Origin of the sequence: Corynebacterium sp. HMSC08C04, assembly GCF_001807495.1 — a bacterium.
Taxonomy (GTDB): Bacteria; Actinomycetota; Actinomycetes; order Mycobacteriales; family Mycobacteriaceae; genus Corynebacterium; species Corynebacterium simulans.
Genome location: NZ_KV789202.1, coordinates 80,559 through 98,285, shown reverse-complemented (window position 1 = coordinate 98,285; position 17,727 = coordinate 80,559). Strand labels below are relative to the sequence as shown.

15 protein-coding genes are annotated in these 17,727 nt (G+C 60.3%); 9 read left to right on the top strand and 6 right to left on the bottom strand.

Annotation, left to right across the window (positions count from 1 at the left end):
- Window positions 1–58 precede the first annotated feature (58 nt).
- The 4 genes from HMPREF3169_RS03610 to HMPREF3169_RS03595 all read left to right on the top strand — a co-directional run bounded on the left by HMPREF3169_RS03610 (window position 59) and on the right by HMPREF3169_RS03595 (window position 3,865).
- Window positions 59–1,459 (top strand): SulP family inorganic anion transporter, encoded by a 1,401-nt coding sequence (locus tag HMPREF3169_RS03610; protein ID WP_061919935.1) that lies wholly within the window; start codon window positions 59–61, stop codon window positions 1,457–1,459.
- A gap of 102 nt (window positions 1,460–1,561) precedes the next feature.
- Window positions 1,562–2,209 carry a biliverdin-producing heme oxygenase gene (locus tag HMPREF3169_RS03605; protein WP_070455702.1) on the top strand — a complete coding sequence of 216 codons (648 nt, stop codon included), beginning with the start codon at window positions 1,562–1,564 and terminating at the stop codon, window positions 2,207–2,209.
- 103 nt (window positions 2,210–2,312) lie between these two features.
- The gene (locus tag HMPREF3169_RS03600) at window positions 2,313–3,131 is read left to right on the top strand and encodes an HtaA domain-containing protein (RefSeq protein WP_062036334.1); all 819 of its coding nucleotides are present in this window, start codon (window positions 2,313–2,315) and stop codon (window positions 3,129–3,131) included.
- A gap of 248 nt (window positions 3,132–3,379) precedes the next feature.
- Window positions 3,380–3,865, top strand: coding sequence for a ferritin (locus HMPREF3169_RS03595; RefSeq protein ID WP_070433350.1), 486 nt, complete (start codon window positions 3,380–3,382; stop codon window positions 3,863–3,865).
- On the opposite strand, the gene HMPREF3169_RS03590 is transcribed toward HMPREF3169_RS03595, so the two are convergent.
- Entirely contained in the window at window positions 3,862–4,923 is a 1,062-nt protein-coding gene (locus tag HMPREF3169_RS03590; protein WP_070455701.1) for an ROK family transcriptional regulator, read from the bottom strand. The two genes, HMPREF3169_RS03595 and HMPREF3169_RS03590, sit on opposite strands and share 4 nt — an antisense overlap.
- Before the next feature lie 96 nt (window positions 4,924–5,019).
- Here HMPREF3169_RS03590 and HMPREF3169_RS03585 point away from each other — a divergent pair, with 96 nt between their 5' ends.
- Both HMPREF3169_RS03585 and HMPREF3169_RS03580 read left to right on the top strand, forming a co-directional pair.
- Complete coding sequence (locus HMPREF3169_RS03585) at window positions 5,020–5,589, top strand: LOG family protein (protein WP_062039239.1); 570 nt, start codon at window positions 5,020–5,022, stop codon at window positions 5,587–5,589.
- Between the two features lie 69 nt (window positions 5,590–5,658).
- Window positions 5,659–7,326 (top strand): DUF885 domain-containing protein, encoded by a 1,668-nt coding sequence (locus tag HMPREF3169_RS03580; RefSeq protein ID WP_070455699.1) that lies wholly within the window; start codon window positions 5,659–5,661, stop codon window positions 7,324–7,326.
- On the opposite strand, the gene HMPREF3169_RS03575 is transcribed toward HMPREF3169_RS03580, so the two are convergent.
- On the bottom strand, window positions 7,323–8,411 hold the full coding sequence (locus HMPREF3169_RS03575) for an AbrB family transcriptional regulator (protein ID WP_070433352.1): 1,089 nt from the start codon (window positions 8,409–8,411) through the stop codon (window positions 7,323–7,325). The genes HMPREF3169_RS03580 and HMPREF3169_RS03575 overlap by 4 nt on opposite strands.
- A gap of 99 nt (window positions 8,412–8,510) precedes the next feature.
- Here HMPREF3169_RS03575 and HMPREF3169_RS03570 point away from each other — a divergent pair, with 99 nt between their 5' ends.
- Window positions 8,511–9,293, top strand: coding sequence for a TSUP family transporter (locus HMPREF3169_RS03570; RefSeq protein WP_083286047.1), 783 nt, complete (start codon window positions 8,511–8,513; stop codon window positions 9,291–9,293).
- Here HMPREF3169_RS03570 and HMPREF3169_RS03565 read toward each other — a convergent pair whose 3' ends face one another.
- Together HMPREF3169_RS03565 and HMPREF3169_RS03560 are read right to left on the bottom strand one after the other, a co-directional pair.
- Window positions 9,294–11,561, bottom strand: a complete 2,268-nt coding sequence (locus tag HMPREF3169_RS03565) for an ATP-dependent RNA helicase (protein WP_070455698.1) — start codon at window positions 11,559–11,561, stop codon at window positions 9,294–9,296.
- Entirely contained in the window at window positions 11,562–12,227 is a 666-nt protein-coding gene (locus tag HMPREF3169_RS03560; protein WP_070433354.1) for a sugar O-acetyltransferase, read from the bottom strand.
- 52 nt (window positions 12,228–12,279) lie between these two features.
- Between HMPREF3169_RS03560 and HMPREF3169_RS03555 the strand changes: the two genes are divergently transcribed.
- Complete coding sequence (locus tag HMPREF3169_RS03555; protein ID WP_070433355.1) at window positions 12,280–12,969, top strand: alpha-ketoglutarate-dependent dioxygenase AlkB family protein; 690 nt, start codon at window positions 12,280–12,282, stop codon at window positions 12,967–12,969.
- A 38-nt stretch (window positions 12,970–13,007) separates the two neighbouring features.
- Window positions 13,008–13,553 (top strand): NADPH-dependent FMN reductase, encoded by a 546-nt coding sequence (locus HMPREF3169_RS03550; RefSeq protein WP_070433356.1) that lies wholly within the window; start codon window positions 13,008–13,010, stop codon window positions 13,551–13,553.
- An 84-nt stretch (window positions 13,554–13,637) separates the two neighbouring features.
- Here HMPREF3169_RS03550 and HMPREF3169_RS03545 read toward each other — a convergent pair whose 3' ends face one another.
- Both HMPREF3169_RS03545 and betT read right to left on the bottom strand, forming a co-directional pair.
- Window positions 13,638–15,215 carry an aldehyde dehydrogenase family protein gene (locus HMPREF3169_RS03545; RefSeq protein ID WP_070455696.1) on the bottom strand — a complete coding sequence of 526 codons (1,578 nt, stop codon included), beginning with the start codon at window positions 15,213–15,215 and terminating at the stop codon, window positions 13,638–13,640.
- Window positions 15,216–15,260: 45 nt separating this feature from the next.
- On the bottom strand, window positions 15,261–17,510 hold the full coding sequence (gene betT / locus HMPREF3169_RS03540; RefSeq protein WP_062036318.1) for a choline BCCT transporter BetT: 2,250 nt from the start codon (window positions 17,508–17,510) through the stop codon (window positions 15,261–15,263).
- Between the last annotated feature and the right edge of the window lie 217 nt (window positions 17,511–17,727).

The following is a 17,727-nucleotide window of genomic DNA, read 5'->3' as shown; positions in this document are numbered from 1 at the left end:
ACCTACTTCTGTTCTCGGCAGTTTTAAATATGCATTTTCTTCGCCAGCGCGCTTTCGTATGGAGGTCTTCGGCGGCCTCGCGGTAGCGCTGGCGCTGATTCCTGAGGTTCTCAGTTTTTCCATCTTGGCGGGGCTCGATCCGCGCGTGGGTTTGTTTGCCTCGGTGATCATGGCAATCTCCATCGCGTTCACCGGCGGACGCCCCGCGATGGTTTCTGCGGCGGCGGGCGCGGTGGCCTTGGTTATTGCGCCGTTGTCGCACAGTCACGGCCTTGACTATGTGGTGGCCACCATCATGCTGGCCGGCATCTTGCAGATCATCTTGGCGATGCTGGGCGTCGCCAAGCTTATGCGTTTCATCCCGCGCTCGGTGATGACCGGATTCGTCAACGCTTTGGGCATCATGATGTTTACCGCGCAGCTGCCGCATCTTAAGCATGTGCCGTGGATGGTATACGTGCTGGTGGCAATGGGGCTGGTGATCATGCTGGTGCTGCCGCGGCTGACCACGGTGATCCCTGCGCCTTTGGTGACCATCCTGGTGGTCACGGTGTTGGCTATTGCTTTCGGGTGGAAGGTCCCGGACGTGGCCGACCAAGGTGAGCTGCCTACGAGCCTGCCGGGATTGTTTATTCCGAACGTGCCGCTGAATCTGGAGACGCTCGAGCTCATCGCTCCTTACGTGGTTGGCGTGGCTCTGGTGGGACTGATGGAATCGCTGCTGACGGCGAAGCTCGTCGACGACATTACGGACACGCACTCCGATAAGACGCGCGAGTCCTTAGGCCAAGGCGTGGGAAACATCTTGTCCGCACTGATTGGTGGAATGGGTGTGTGCGCGATGATTGGCCAGACCATGATCAATGTGAAGGGCGCGCAGGCACGCACGCGCTTGTCGACGGTCCTCGCCGGCGTCTTCCTGCTCATCCTCGTCGTGGTCTTGGGGGAGACCGTCGGCCGCATTCCTATGGCGGCGTTGGTAGCGGTGATGATTATTGTCGCTGGTACGACCGTGGATTGGCATTCGATTAACCCGCGCACGCTGCGGCTTATGCCGCTTTCGGAAACAGTGGTCATGCTGGTAACCGTGGTGGGCACCTTGCTTACCCACAACTTGGCAGTGGGTGTGGTCGCCGGCGTGCTGGCGGCGTCGGTGGCTTTTGCTCGCCGCGTGGCGCATTTCGTGTCGGTGGACTTGGAAGGAAACACCTACTTTGTGCGTGGGCAGCTTTTCTTCGCTTCCTCGAACGATCTGGTTTATGCCTTCGACTACACGTTGCCGGAAGAGCACGTGGTTATTGACCTAAATGGCGCCGAAATTTGGGATGCCTCCACGGTGGCGACGCTGGATTCGGTGCAGGAAAAGTATGCCGACCGCGGGGTCGAGGTGGAATTCCGGGGCTTGGATGGTGCGAGCTTGCAGCGCTTGGAGCGTCTGAGCGGCAAGTTAGACAGGTAGTTCTTTTGGTTGATTTTCTCCTTAAATATTGATTTTTAGGTAACCCTAACTTTAAGTTGGTTTCGGTAAGTTAGGTAAGCATTACTTTTCTAAGGAGAATTTATGACCATTGCGCTGGATCGACCGTTATCGCTGGCTTTGCGCGAGGAGACTGCGCGTGCCCACGGGGCGGCGGAGGGATCGAGCTTTATGCAGCGGCTCATGGCGGGAGAGCTAGATGCCAAAGCTGTCGCCGATCTGACCGGTCAGCTGTGGTTTGTGTATGAGACATTGGAGCGAACAGTGCGTGCTGTGGCGGAAACGGCCACCGCGGGCGCTGTGGCCGATCCGCGTTTGGAGCGCCGCGATGCTCTCGAGGTCGATCTGACTCAGCAGCTGGGAGGGGATTGGCGTGATAAGGTTCGCATCTTGCCGGCTACCGCGGCTTATGTGGCCCGCCTTGAGCAGTTGGCTACACCTGAGCATGCAGTTGAGGTTGTGGCGCATCACTATGTGCGCTACCTCGGTGACATTTCCGGCGGCCAGGTTATTGCGGCGCGGTTGGGTGCACTGTATGGGATTGATCCGGATGCGCTTAACTTCTACGACTTCACCGCGATCGGGAAGATTCCTCCTTACCGCAATGGTTACCGACAGCGTATTGATGAGATGCGATTGGCAGAAGCAGAGCGGGCGGCGCTTATCTCTGAGGCCCAGGCGGCCTTTGCGTTTAATTCGGGCATCTTTGCTGAGTTAGATCGGCGACACTAAAACAGGTCTTGACTTTAAGCTTAGCCTTGCCTAACCTCTGTTAGGTATAGCAAAGCTCAGTTTGCATACTCTCATCTACACTCTTTCTGATTCGGAGAACTAAATGAAGCCAATCTCTGTACTCACCGCCACCACTCTCGTGGCCGGTGCTCTCGCAGTACCCACTGCTTCCGCTGCGGAAATTCCTGCCCTCGCTTCCGGTGAGCTCAGCTGGCCCATCAAGGAGTCCTTCATTTCCTACCTGCAAAAGCCTTTTGCGCAGGGTGAGATTAAGACCACTGATGGTGCCGTCTTCGCTGACAATTCTTTCAAGCTTCCAGTGAATGCTTCCGCATCCACGGTTGACGAAAAGGGTAACGGAACCATCGACACTGATGGCTCGCTGCACTTCAAAGCACACCCGGGCATGGGCCCAGATGGCGGCTATGGCCTCGATATGACGTTCAGCGACATCAAGGTGGTGGTTTCCGGCACTGATGCCACCATCACGGCGGACTTGAAGACCACCGGTGCCAAGGGGCCAGGCAGCAAGGAGGCAATTGAAACCGACCTGGATGACGCAGAAATCTCCACCTTTAAGTTGAGCGAAGCAATTGTTCCGGCAGCAGAGAAGACCTACACCACCACAGATGCACAGACGTCCATCACCAAGGTTGGCTCCGACGCGATGCTGGGCTTCTACGAGCCGGGACCGCTAGAGGACGGAAACACTGACCTCACTGTCACCTATGGCAAGGCGGCTGCTGAGCCAGAAGTGAAGCCAGAGCCGAAGCCAGAGTCGAAACCAGATCCAAAGCCTGACGCGGGTTCTTCCGCGGGTGCAATCGGCGGCATTGTAGCCGCGATTGTTGCGATTCTGGCTGCAGTCGGTGCTGCCTTCTCTGGTGCGATTCCGGGCCTGAAACTGCCGAAGCTGTTCTAGGCAAGGGCGGCGTCGTCAAGCGTGGCTTGGTTGTGTCGCGGTTGTTCTAAGGGGGAATGCAGTGGTGGATATCCTGAGCAAAGTTAGGAGATCCAACCCAAAAAGTTGCCTTGACCGGCATGTTTGCTAAAGCAAACCTTCCTAGCGCGACGGAAATAAATCTGTATTGTTGGTGTTGCACTTAATGAATCGCCCCGGTTTGATAGGCAATTGTACTTTCCGGGGTGTCTTAGAGAAAGGTTCCTGACATGGACGAGAAGCTGCAAACCCTCCTGAACAATCAGGTCAACAACGAGCACGGCGCTGCTCTTATTTACACCCAGCTGGCATACGAGATGGATAACCTCTCCTTCCCAGGTATGCGCGACTGGTTCTACGCGCAGGCAGAAGAGGAGCGCGCGCACGCGCAGAAGTTCGCGCAGCACCTGCTGGACCGCGGCTACCGCGTTGAGCTTTCTGACATCTCAGTTCCTTCCATCAAGGCAGCTACCCCGCTGGATGCTTTCGAGGCGGCTTTCGCGCACGAGCAGAAGGTCTCCGAGCAGATTCGCGAGATCGCGCGCACCGCTGATGCGGCCGGCGATCTGGATTCCCGCTCCATGATCAACTGGTTCCTGGAGGAGCAGATCGAGGAGGAGTCCACCGTCAGCGAGATCGTCGACCAGATCAAGCTCGTGGGCAACGATGGCTCTGGCCTCCTGCGCATCGACGCAGAGCTTTCCTCCCGCGGCTAAGCCTTTAGCTCGAGCGGCACGCGCAGCAGGGGATCGAGCGCAATTGCGCGGGTAATCGCCCCCACGATCTCCTGATGCGAGGGGATGAGACGTAGCTGGGCGGACTTTCCGGCTTTTTCTCGTACGACTGCCGCGAAACGTTTCGGCGCAGCAGGGTCATCAAGGAATGCTCCACCGGCGAGCACAACGGTGGTGGGCTCATGTTCCTTGATGAGTTGTGCCGCGACAAGGCCTAGATGGCGAGCGCGTTCATCGAGGATTTCGCGGTGCGCGGAGGTATCGACGTTGTCTAGCTTTTTCTGCACGGCGGCGGTAGTTAAGGTTTCCTCTGGGTGGGGCACCTCTGCGATGGAAGGCAGGGGGATGATCTGGGAGACTTCGTCGCCAGTGGAAAGCGCGGCGCCGATCGAGTCATCCGCAAAAAGCACTAGAACCGGATCGGTATTTCCAAGTTCCGCGGCTTGGGTTTCGGAGCCCAAGATTGCGGGCACGGCGGAGGAAACCACAACGGGCACGCTGAACTGATAGTGCAGGCGCTCTGCGATGTCGACGTCGACCCAACCCAGGTTTGCGGCGGTGACGCGGCCCGCGGCGTCGACAGTGCCGGAGGTGGTAATGCCCACGGAGACCAGTTTGCGGTCGAGGCCTGCGCTTAGGCGATGGACGCCGGCCATGATGTGCTCGATGAAGTCCTCCTCGCTCAGCTGCGCGACGGGGGTAGGTACGTCATCTTCGCGGATGGTGCGCCCGAGCGTGTCGTAGAAGCCGATGTGGGTTTGCGAGGTGCCCACGGCGATTCCGGCCAGGATCCAGTCATTTTCGGCAACTTCGAGCGGAACCGTGGGGCGCCCGCGGCCGCGGGAACGGGTGAGATCGTTTCTTTCCTGGACGAGGCCCGCCTGGAGCAGTGCCGCGGTGGCGCGGGTGATGGTGGGCTGGGAAAGTCCTGTCGCCTCGACGAGCTCACTGCGCGTGATGATGGGGTTTAAACGCACGAGGTGAAGGCACTTAGCCGCTGGGGTGCGCGGGCGAGTGAACACGGGACCAGGTTTGAGCATAAGTAGAAGTATAGATTTTCTAGACCGTATTGTCTAGCAGGTATCCGCAAGATTAGACAACATTGTCTAAGGGATTCTTTCTATAGTGTGGTGTCCATGGATTCAATTGCGGTTTATTGCGGCTCGGCCACCGGTAACTCGGAAGCATATATCGAAGCAGCCCGTCAGCTGGGCGGGCAGCTGGCAGATCGTGGAATCAACTTGGTTTACGGCGGCGGCAACGTGGGGCTCATGGGCGTGGTAGCGGATGCATGTCTGGCAGGAGGCGGAACGGTCACCGGCGTGATCCCCGAACAGCTGGTGGACCTAGAGCTTTCACATCCTGGCCTGACCTCACTTGAAGTGGTGGAGACCATGGCGCAGCGCAAGACCCGCATGGAGGACTTGGCAGATGGCTACGTGTGTCTGCCGGGCGGCGTGGGCACCCTCGAAGAGCTCGCGGAGGTGCTGACCATGCAGCAACTAGGCCACGTCGACGGCCCCGTTGGCTTGGTGGACGTCGCCGGATTCTGGCGTCCTTTCGTGGACATGTACGCGGGCATGTCAGAGGCGGGCTTCGTGCAGCGCCGCTTTGTGGATGCGATCGTGCTTGAGCCAACGCCAGCGCAGGTTCTGGATGCCTTTGCGGGTTGGACTAATCCCGGGATGAAGTGGGATAACAAGTAGCTAACAAGCTGACAACGTTTGGCGCCTAGGTTGGCCCTAGGCTCCAGGTAAAGGATAGACTTCACCCTCATGAGTTCAGAGCCAAACCAGAGCCGCCATCCTTCCCTCTTGGACGCGGCCTGCGATAACTTTGTGCACGATCTTGCGGAGCTAAGCCCTACCGAAGCAACGGCGTGGGGCATCCCGGGATTCGAAGGCGAGCTGCAGGATTTCTCGCCGGAGTACTACGCGGCTATTGCTGACCGCACCCGTGACATGGTCGCTGACGTCGATGCTCTGGATGACACCACTGACGAGTCCGATGATGAAGATGACTTCGACGATGTGGATTACGTGACCGCAGCCGTCTTGCGCGATCGCCTTTGCCTAGAGCTGGACTTGCACCACCACGGCGAGGATATGCGCAGCCTCAACAACATCGCCTCCCCGGTGCAGACCATTCGCGATACTTTGCTGCTGATGCCGCAGGATACCCCTGAGCAGCTTGATGCCATTCGCTCGCGCCTGTCCAAGGTCGGTGGCGCACTAAGCGGATACAAGGATTCCTTGCAGGAGTCGGCGGCACATGGCCTGATTCCGCCGCATCGCCAGATCAACGAAGTCTTCGTCCAGTGTGAGCGGCTTGCCGACGCCGGTTCCATGCTGGAGGGCCTTGGCGTCGAGGGTACTGAGGTCGAGGCGGCAAAGAGCGCTTTTGGGCAGTTCGCTGATTGGCTCTCCAATGAACTACAGCCGCAGGCTTCCACCGAGGATGCGGTGGGCCGCGACCGCTATGAGCGGTTTTCCAAGCTTTTCGTCGGCGATACCGTCGATCTTGATGAGGCCTACGAGTGGGGCCTGGAGCGTGTCCAAGAAATCCGCGCTGAGCAAGAAAAGATCGCGCACGAGTTGTATGGCTCTGAGTGCACCGTGAAGGCCGCGATGCGCAACCTCAACCAAGAGGAGCGCTACGTGCTGGAGGGCACCGATGCGCTCGTGGAATGGATGCAGGGCACGGCGGAGAAAGTCATCAAGGATTTGGATGGCACCGAGTTCGACATTCCGGAGCAGATCCGCGATATCGAATGCTGCATCGATCCTGCCGGTACAGGCGGCATCTTTTATACCCCGCCTTCAGATGATTTCTCGCGTCCCGGCCGCATGTGGTGGTCAGTTCCGGCTGGCCAGGAGCGTTTCCACACCTGGCAAGAGCTGACCACGGTTCACCACGAGGGCGTGCCGGGCCATCATCTGCAGCTGGGTTCTGCGCTGGTCCAAGATGATCTCAACCTGTGGCGCCGTGCGGTGACCTGGAACTCGGGCCACGGCGAAGGCTGGGCGCTTTACGCTGAGGCGCTCATGGCGGAGCTGGGTTATATGGAGGATCCGGGATTCCGCATGGGGCTTCTCGACGCCCAGCGTTTCCGCGCCGCCCGCGTTGTGGTGGACATCGGATTGCACTTGGGCAAGAAGCTGCCGGACTGCAGCAACTCTGGCAAGTGGGATAAGGCCCACGTGAAGACCTTCATGCGCGAAAACACCGCGATGGATGACGCGAACCTCAACTTTGAGGTCAACCGCTACTTGGGCTGGCCGGGGCAGGCGCCTTCCTATGCCTTGGGCGAGCGCCTATGGCAGCAGACCAGGCAGGAGGCCGTGGAGCAGGGAATGAGCGTACGGGACTTCCACTCCGAGGCCTTGGCGCTCGGCTCTGTCCCCATGTCCGTGCTGCGCGAGGCTGTACTGGAGACTGACTAAGGGCGCAGACGCTTTGCCAAGCGTAGGAGTTGTGGCAAATAACCAGCGACGACGAGGACCGCTATGAGGCGGGTGAGCTGGACTGCGATGACCGCGGGGCCGGCCCCGCCCTCGGCCGAGAGTGCGAGTACGGTCTCCAGCGCGCCGGGGCTGGTGGCCAGGTAGGCCTCGAAGTAGGAAATGTGTAGCCACATGGTCAGCGGCCAGGCGGTGGCCGCGCAGATGCCGATAATGACCACGATGAACAAAATTGTGGCAGGCAGCTGCTTGGCAAAGGCCTTGAGCGCCGGCAGCGAAAGCCCGCCGCCGCAGACCCAGCCGATGGACAAAAACGCCATCACCTTAAAGGCGTAGAGTGGCTCGAGCGTGTGGCCCTCCGGCAACACGAAAGAGGCTAGCACTGTCAGCAGCAAGGGACCGAGCACCGCGGCTGCGGGGAGGTGGAGGAACCTGCCTACCTTTTCGCCGATGAAGGCAATGGCGATCACTAGGGCAACTATCCACCAGGTGGTTTCGCCGTCGACCGAAAGATCCGCTCCCTTGCCGGCGGGCGTGTCCAATAGGGCGACCACGGCCGGTAGCGATACCGAGACTACTAAGAGGCGCAGGTATTGGGTGAGGGCGACGTAGCGGAAGTCGGCACCGAGTTCGTCGGCAAGCGCGGGCATGAGCGAAGCACCACCCGGCAGCATAGATAAAATACCGGTTTCGGAAGAGACATCCTGTGGCCGTGCGCGGTGTAAGAGTTGGCCGCCGATAACTCCCACCATCAGAGTGACAAGGGAGATCGTCAGGGCGGCAGGCAGGAAGCCAAGCAATTGGCCCACCGGAACCACGGTCAGCGGGATGGCAGCCATGATGCCAATAAAGCCGCGCGACAGGCTATAAAAACTCCGGTTTACGTGCAGATCTTCCCCGGTAAAAAGCGCCATGGCGCCGGAGGAAAGGATCGCTGCCAAAATCCAGGCCGCAGGTACGTGCCACATGCTAAAGAGCCAGCCCAGTACGACTGATGCTGGAATAACAATGGCCCACCGTGCCACGGTACGGGCACTAAGCCGGGTGCCTTCCTGTTGTGCGGCCATGCGAGCCTCCCGGTTCTGCTGCGGAAAAGTATAATGCCTGCTTTTCTCCACTACGGGGAGGGCAGTAGGCGGGTTATCACCTTACATCATTCAAGATTTATGATCGGGGGCGTGGAAATCGATGTGGTGCAGTGGATAATTCTCTTCTTTGGTACTGCGGCCGCGGGATGGGTCGATGCGGTCATCGGCGGTGGCGGATTGATCTTGATCCCGATGCTGCTGGCGGTCCTGCCGGGCCTTGCTCCGGCCGCTGCTTTGGGCACTAGCAAGCTCGCCGCGGTGACCGGCACCGGATCCGCTGCCGTGACCCTCGCTCGCAAGGTGAAGCTGGACAAGGCAGAAATGGCGCGCTTCATCCTCATCGCGCTGGTGTGCTCTGGGCTGGGAGCCAGCGTGGCCTCGAGCCTAGATAAAGACGTCATGCGCCCCATCATCATTGTCCTCATGGTGGCCGTGGGCATCTTCGTGGCCTTCAAGCCAGACTTTGGCAGCAGCGACGCGGCCGGCATCCGCGGCGGTTGGCGCACCGTCGTGGTCCTCGTGCTTTCCGGCATTATTTCCTTCTACGACGGCATTTTTGGGCCGGGCACCGGAATGTTTTTGATCATGGCGTTTACTTCCATCTTTGCCCAGAGCTTCCTGACCTCTGCAGCCATGGCCAAGGTGGTCAATACCGCCACCAATCTAGGTGCGCTCATTGTTTTCATTATCGGTGGACACGTGTGGTGGACGCTCGGCATCGTGCTCGCGGTGGCGAATATCGCCGGCGCGCAGCTGGGCGCGCGCACCGTGTTGGGCGGCGGCGCAAAGTTCATCCGCTACGCGCTGCTTACCTTGGTCGTGGTTATGAGCTGCTACCTAGGCTGGCAGCAGTGGGGATAACTACATCCGGTTCTTGGTGCGCGCGGTAGCAACAGCATTCCACGGGTCTTCCGGCCACGGGTGCTTGGGGTAGCGGCCGCGCATATCGGCGCGCACGCCGGCATAGGGGCCGGACCAGAAGCTGGCGAGATCATCGGTCACCGCGAGCGGGCGGCCGGCGGGGGAGAGTAGGTGGAATTGCACGCGGTGGCCGCAGTATTCGGGGGATTCGGCCAAGCCGAAGCATTCCTGCAGCTTGATGTGGACCACGGGGCGATCACCGGACCAGTCGATGGCGGCATCACGGCCGGAGGGCACCGGAAGGCGCTCGGGGGCGAGCTCGTCCAGGTGGGTGGCTTCCGGCCAGGGCAGGAGGCGTTGTAGCGCGGGGTACATGTCGAGCTTGGCGGCGGGAGTTCCCTCCGCAATGCTGTGCAGTTCGGGGCCGAGCCACTCGGCGGGATCCGCGGAATCGACATCGGGCCAAGGAGCGCCATAGTGAGCGTGCAGGTGGCGCAGGCGGTCTTTGAGGTTCTGGGCTTTCTTGCTGAAGGTGAAAAGACCCAAACCTTCTTCGCGGATGCCGGCCGCAAGTGCCTCCTCGGCCGCGGGGCCGGTGACCTTCACTGGGGTCTCAGAGAGCGTGATGGCGCCCGCAGCCTTGACCTTGATACCGTGCACGCGACCATCGCGCAGGAAGGCGCGGGTTTCTTCGGTGACGCCGATGGTCTCGAGGGCTGCCGTTTCCTCGATGCGGGCGGCCGAGCGGATGATGGCATTGCCCGCGTTGGACAGGGATACCTCCGCGATGGCGAGCCATGGTGCGCCGGCCAGGCCCGAGTTATCCAGCAGCCGTGCGCGAGTGCCGCTGGCCAGCAGGTAATCCTCGCCCATGCGCTTGGCCACCTGTTCGGGAAAGGCGGTGGCGACGACCTCGCCGGGATCGGCGGGGCCGAGATCCTCGACGAGGCGGGCGAGCCGCTTGATCTCTCTTTGGGGTGGGCGGTGACGGGTGAGGTCGGGGGTTAAGGGGGCGTCGGCAAGCGAGGCAATAATGGGTGCGGCCTGGCTGCCGTGCCGGAGCAAGGAGGCGCCAAGGCGTGGATCGGTGGGCAGGAGGGCGAGCTCCTGCGTGGCACCAATGCGCTTGAGCGTTGCCTGCGCGGATGCGAGGGCCTGGGCTGGGGGCGGATCGAGCAGCGGGAAATCGGGGCCCGCGCCCCAGCAGTCCAAAAACAGCGCGGCCTGGGTTAGGTCCGCGGAGAGGATCTCCGGAGTAGTGTGTGGGGAAAAGTGCTGATAATCGTCCTGCGAATAGCAGCGAATCACGGTGCCTGGTGCCTCACGGCCAGCACGACCAGCGCGCTGGTCGGCACTCGACTTTGAGGTAGACACCGTCACTAGCCCGGACATGCCGCGTTGGGTGTCGCGCCGGGGAACGCGGGAAAGCCCGGCATCTACCACCACGCGCACGCCCGGCACGGTAAGCGAGGACTCCGCGATAGAGGTAGCTACGACGATGCGCTGTTCATCGGTATATAGCGCGGCGTCTTGCTCCGCGGTGGTCTGCTTGCCGTGCAGCGGGAACACATTATGGCCCTGCAGCGCTTCACAGACGAGGTTTACTTCGCGCACGCCTGGCACAAAGACCAGCGTTGATTCCTGCTGACAGGCTGCCTGCTTGGCGACGTCCCCGTAAAACTCCCTCGTTCCCGCCGCCCTGCCCGGCAGGGGCGCGTAATGGATATCAAGCGGATGGGTCACCGCCTCGGTCACGTGCACGGGTGCGTCCATAAGTTGGGAAAAGCGCTGTGCATCCACGGTGGCGGACATGGCGATGACGCGAAAGTCCTCACGCAATTCGGTCAGCTCCAGGCACATGCCTAGCACCAAATCCGTATCGAGCTGGCGCTCGTGGACCTCATCGATGGCAACGGCGGACACGCCCTCGAGCTCCGGATCCTTAAGCAGGCGGCGCAGCAGCACGCCCGGCGTGACGAACTCGACCTCGCTGCCCTTGCGGGACTCGCCTCGGATGGCGAAGCCGACCTTGTCCGGGGTGCCGCTAAGCGTGCTTAATCGCTGCGCGGCCGCGCGCACGGCCACACGACGTGGGGCGGTGACAATGACTTTGCCACCTCCTGCCGCATGATTGGCTAGCGCCGGTGGCACGAGTGTGGTCTTACCCGTGCCGGGCGGGGCCTGGATGACGACGTTTCCGGTTTCCGGCAGCGAATCGATGGTCTCGGCGACGGGCAGACCATCGCCGATGCGAGCGAGATCAAACATTTACTTGGCGGCTCCAAAACCTTCGACAGGACCGTTGAGATCCTGGCGTTCCCAGACCTCTTCATTGTCTTCCAGCTCGCGCACCACGCGGCCGGGTGATCCCAGGACCAGCGAATTATCCGGGATATCGGTGGTAATAAGTGTGCCTGCGCCGATGACACAGTTCTTTCCGATGGTGATGCCTGGCAGCACAGTGACGTTGGCACCGAGCCAGGTGTTGTCACCGATGGTGATGGGCTTGGCTATCTCCCACCCACCAGCGCGCATCTCATGATCGTTTACCGGATGCCCCACCGTAATCAGGGAGCAATTGGGGCCCACCATGACGCCATCACCGAGCATCACCTGGGCCTGGGCCAAAATGGTAGCGCCAAAGTTAATGAAGACGCGCTCGCCGCATACTAGATTGCAGCCGTACTCCAGATTCAACGGCACATGCAGGCCTGGCACCGCGGAATCTTCCGGCAGTATCTCGTGCAAAATGCCTTCGGCACGCTCCTGGTCCGTATTGTGCAGCTCGTTGAGCTGCTTTACCAAGCGAAAAGTGCGCTGGTGCTCTTTCTTCGCCTCCGGCATGCTCGGCAAGAACCACTCCCCACCGGTCATTCGCTCCCATGAGCCGTAGCGTTCCAAGTCCTGCCGCTCCTGTGCATCCATGGTGGTCATTGTAGAGGGTGAGTGGATCGATTTATTGGGGTGCTCGGATTAGGGTGAGGTCATGCTTTTTGATTCGCTGCCGCGGCCGAGCGTGCGTGTGGCTCCGGGGGTGGGGCATGTGCCGGGATGGGTGGGCGTCGATAAGCAGAAAGCCTTGGTAGAGGAGATGCGCGGCATTGCGCGCGAGTATGCGGCGACACCGATGGCGATGGTGCGCCCGCGGTTGAAATCCGGCGGGCAAATGAGCGTTTTTCAGCTGCATTTGGGCAGGTATTGGCATTATCCCAGCTATCGGTATGTAGATAATATGGACGGCACGCGGGTTCCGCCGGTTCCGGAAAGCCTGCGGCGGATTGCTCCGGGGGCATTGCGCGCCGCGGCCGAGGTGGCACCCGAGCTGGAGCCATGGGTCGAGACTTTCGTGCCGGAGATGGCGCTGGTGAATTACTATCCACCGGGATCGGCCATGGGCATGCACGTGGATGCCTTTGAGGAATCACCTGCGCCGGTGATTTCGCTTTCCATTGGGGATGAGGCACTTTTCCGTATGGGGCATACCGAGGCGCGCACGCGGCCGTGGGACGATATCACGCTGTGTAGTGGTGATTTGGTGGTCTTTGGCGGACCGAAGCGCTACGCCTACCACGGGGTGGTGCGCGTCAATGACGGCACGCTGCCGGAGGGCTGTGGGCTTAGAGAGGGACGTATCAACATCACCATCAGACAAGTATCTGCACGGTCTGTAATCTAGAGATGTTACATAAAGCTTGAAGAAAAGAAGGTTTTCTCATGTCTCGTATTGGCATCATCATCGGCAGCATCCGCGATAAGGCCGTCGGCAAGGTAGTAGGCGAGTGGCTCAACGACGTGGCCCAAGGACGCCAGAATGGCGTGGATTACACGTTGCTGGATCTCAAAGAATTCGATATTCCGGTTCTGACCACCGAAGTTGTACCGGCTGCCGCTAATAAGCAGTACGAGGACGAGAAGGTCCAGGCATGGTCTGATGCAGTGGACGCCTGCGATGGCTTCATCTTCATCACGCCAGAGTACAACCGCTCCGTGCCAGGCCCGTTCAAGAATGCCTTTGACTGCTTGGCCGCAGAGTGGGCGGGCAAGCCCGTTGCCTTCGTTGGCTACGGCCCATCCGGTGCCGTTCGCGCGATCGAGGCATGGCGCCCTATCGTGGTGAACTTCTCCATGCCACAGCTGCGCAACCAGATCGAGTTCTTCCTCGCCACCGACTGGGCGGAGGGCGAATTCCGTCCGGTCGATTTCAAGGTGGAGCGCACCACTTCCTTGCTGGCTGAGCTGGAAGACGCCGTTTCCGCATAATCAGTGCCCGTTGGCCGCATATAAAAAGCCAGCCCCCGCGCTCTTTCCGAGCAGCGGGGGCTGACTTTTATGTGGCCGGCTTAGTTACTGCAGGCCAAACTGATCCCAAGCGGCAGGGGAGAGGTTCTGGTACACGTGCTTGTGCTCCTGGTACTCGGCAAGGCCGGTCGGGCCGAGCTCGCGGCCGTTGCCGGACTGCTTGTAGCCGCCCCACTCGGCCTGCGGCAGGTATGGGTGGAAGTCATTGATCCAGATGGTGCCGTGGCGCATAGCGCGTGCCATGCGCTCAGCCTTGCCGGCGTCGCTAGTAAATACGGCGCCTGCCAGGCCGTACTCGGTGTCGTTCGCGGTAGCGATGGCTTCTTCTTCAGTGGTGAAGGTCTCCACGGTGACAACCGGGCCGAAGGCCTCGTCGTGGACGCATTCCATGTCCTTGGTGGCGCCATCGATGATGGTCGGCAGGTAGTACATGCCCTTGCCCAGGTCCGTGTTGCCGGTGCCGTGCTGGCCATTGGTGTCCTCACTGGTAGCGGCACGGCCGCCGGTGAGAATCTTTGCGCCCTGCTCACGGGCCTTGTCCACGTAGGCGGCAACCTTCTCGCGGTGCTGCTCAGAAATCAGTGGGCCGGTCTCCGCCTTATCGTCGGTCGGACCGCCGATCTTGATGTTGTTGGTGCGCGCCACCAGTGCCTCGATGAACTTATCGTGCAGGGATTCTTCCACGATGATGCGGGAACCCGCGGAGCAGACCTGGCCGGAGTGGAAGAAAGCGCCGTTGAGGGCGTTATCTACAGCGACGTCGAAGTCCGCGTCGGCGAAGATGACGTTCGGGTTCTTGCCACCGAGTTCCAGCGCGGTGCGCTTGACGGTCTCCGCAGCGTTCTTTGCGATGATCTTGCCGGTGACCAGGCCGCCGGTGAAGGAGACCATATCGACGTCAGGATGCTGGGACAGTGGGTTGCCGCAGTTGGCACCGGCGCCGGTGATGAGGTTGCCTACGCCGTCTGGCAATCCGCATTCCTTGAGGGCGGCCATGAGCAGCATCGCGGTGTGCGGGGTGAGTTCCGCCTGCTTGAGGACGAAGGTATTGCCGGCGGCCAGGGCCGGGCCGACCTTCCAGGAGACCTGCAGTAGCGGGTAGTTCCACGGGGTAATCAGTCCGCAGACGCCAACGGGCTCGGCGTCGATGCGCGATCGCAGGTTGGGATCCTGCGGGTCGACTACGCGGCCGGCCTGGTGCTGGGCCAGGGTGCCGAAGTACTCAAAGGCGTTGGCGATGTCATCCATATCGCCTAAGGACTCTTCATAGCGCTTGCCGGTATCAGCGGACTCTGCGGAAGCGAAAAGTTCCTTGTGCTCGCGGATGAAATTGGCCACGCGGATGACCAGCTTGCCGCGCTCGGCGGCCGGGGTATTAGCCCACTCGCCCTTGTCGAAGGTTTCACGGGCAACCTTGATGGCGCGCTCGGTGTCCTCGTCGGATGCCTCGGAGACTAAACCGACGGTGGAACCATCGGCCGGGCAAATGATGGTGCGGGTGTCGCCGCTTTGGGCGGCTTCCCACTTACCGTTGATGAACAGGGACTTCGGGGCGCCATCAGCATGCACGCCCTTTAGCAGCTCGGTCTGGGTTGGGTCGAACAAAGTGTTCTGGGTGCTCAAGTGAAAAGCAACCTTTCTCTCATAGAGGTAGTTGTAGTGGCCAGCTTAGCTATCTTCGCGCCAGGTGCGCTCAGGCTCGGCGCCATCAGAGACATCGGAGTCACCCGGCTGGGTCTGCTGCATGTAGAGGAAGGCCAGGTGGCGCTCGTAGAGGTCCAGCACGTTATTGATGATTTGGTTCTCGGAATAGCCGTAGACGTCATAGCCCAGCGAACCGGTCATATCGTAGACCTCAAGGCGGTAGTACTCGTCGCCTTCGCCCGCGCTGAAATCGGGGCGCTCGGCCGCTACCGGGAAAAGCTGGTAGCGGAACATGCGCTCATTGTGCAGCTTTACTTCTAGGTCGAGTTGGGGCAGTTCGACGTCGGGAAGCTCACTGGTGAGCAAGATGGCGTCGTAGCCGCGGGTACGCATGTGCGTTGCCACCTGCTGGAGGGCGTAGGTGGCGGTTTCGCGCAAATAGGTATCCATCTCCTGCTTAGAGGGGAAGGTATTGGCCCGGTCGAGGCGGTTCTTCCAGAGGTCGGCATTGGCCGGTTCGCGCTCGGTACGGGAGGAAATCACTCCGTGCATAGCGGTGGTGCGGGCTTCGCGCTGCACGTTTTCTAGGCGCAGGGACTTCCACAGGGAGAACATAATGAGGTAGACCACGAAGGCGAAAGGCAGGCCCATGACCACGGTGGCGGACTGGACTGTGGTGATGCCATCGATCTGCAAAAGCGCCAGGGTTAGTGCGCCCACGGTGACGGACCAGAAGATGCGCATCCACTTCGGGCCGTCCTGGCGGCTATCCGTAATCTTCGAGGTGAAGTTGGACATCACCAGCGCACCAGAGTCGGCTGAGGTGATGTAGAGCAGCAGACCGATGAACGTGGTCAAGAAGATGACGATGGATGCGCCGGGGAACTCGGCCAGCATGTCGTAGAAGCCTTGCTCCGGTGTATTGATTGCGGCTTCGGCAAAGTCGGGGTATTCGCCGGAACGAACCATGTCCAAAGCGGTGTTGCCGAAGAAGGACATCCACATCAGGATGAACAGGAAGGGGAAGGTCAGCACGCCGAAGATGAACTGCCGCAGGGTGCGGCCGCGGGAAATACGGGCGAGGAACAGGCCGACGAAGGTAGCCCAGGCAATCCACCATGCCCAGAAGAAGAGGGTCCAGGACTGCATCCAAGTGTCTACGTTGGCTTGGTCTTCGGCGAAGGCGAAGGTCTCCATGGTCCAGGATGGGAACTTCGAGACGTAGTCACCGATATTGGTCACGATGGCATCGAAGAGGTAGGCGGTCTTGCCAAAGACCACGACGTAGACCATCAGCGCGATGGCCAAATAGACGTTCAGCTCGGAGAGGAAGCGAATGCCCTTATCCACACCGGATACAGCCGACAGTGTGGCAATGGCCACCGCAATAATGATGAGAGCGGACTGCAGACCAAGGCCCTGCTCGATGCCGAAGATGAGGTGGAAGCCGTAGGACAGCTGCACCACACCGATGCCCAGGGAGGCGGTCACACCGAAGACGGTGCCCAGCATGGCAGCGATATCGACTGCATCACCAACTGGGCCGTGTACGCGCTTGCCGATGAGCGGATACAGCGCGGAGCGGATAGCCAGCGGCATATTGAGGCGGTAGGCGAAGTAACCGAAGGCCATGCCCATCAGTGCATAAAGCGCCCAACCGGTGATGCCGTAGTGGAACATCGCCCACACCACGGCCTCCTTGGCGGCCTCCATGTTTTCGCCTTCCCCGACCGGTGGGGTGACGTACATGGTCACGGGTTCTGCGACAGCGAAGAACATGAGGTCCACGCCGATGCCGGCGGCAAAGAGCATGGACGCCCAAGAGAAGGTGTTGAATTTCGGCCGCGAGTGGTCCGGGCCGAGGCGGATATTGCCGGCATTGGAAAAGGCAATATAGAGCACGAAGACCACGGCGATGGTGGCGGTGAGGACATAGAACCAGCCGAGGTTGTGGCCGATCCAGCCGGTGACGCTGGCGAGGGTTTCCGCCGCGGAATCGCGGCCGAGCCCGGCATAGAGCGCCATGGCAATAATGAGGACGCCGGAGATGATAAATACCGGCCAGTTTGTCTTGGGAGCAGGGACCTGATCCGCGCCTACGGCATCGCCGGTTTCAGCCTTGTAGCTGCCGACGAGGGCACGAACTTGGTAGCGTGGGCTGCGCTTCTTGGGCTCTCCAGATGGGGTTGCGAGAGAGGTGTTTTTACCCCCTTCTTGGGGGACTTTACTTGAAGTGTGAGACTCCTCAGGATCGTGAGGGTCAAAGTTAGCCATCTACTTCTCCTAATGTTGGTTGGTTTGGGCCGAATCTTTCGCACGGGTGCCCCAAAATGCTCACAAGATCGCAGGGAGAGAAAGGTGAGTGAAATGAATCATATTCGGGCAACCTATGTGCAAAGACTTCGGATTTCATCTCCAGAGACATCCATCCGGACAAGGTAAATATACATTAAGATGGGCAAACTTCTAGAAGGATGTGTACTCTGAAGGT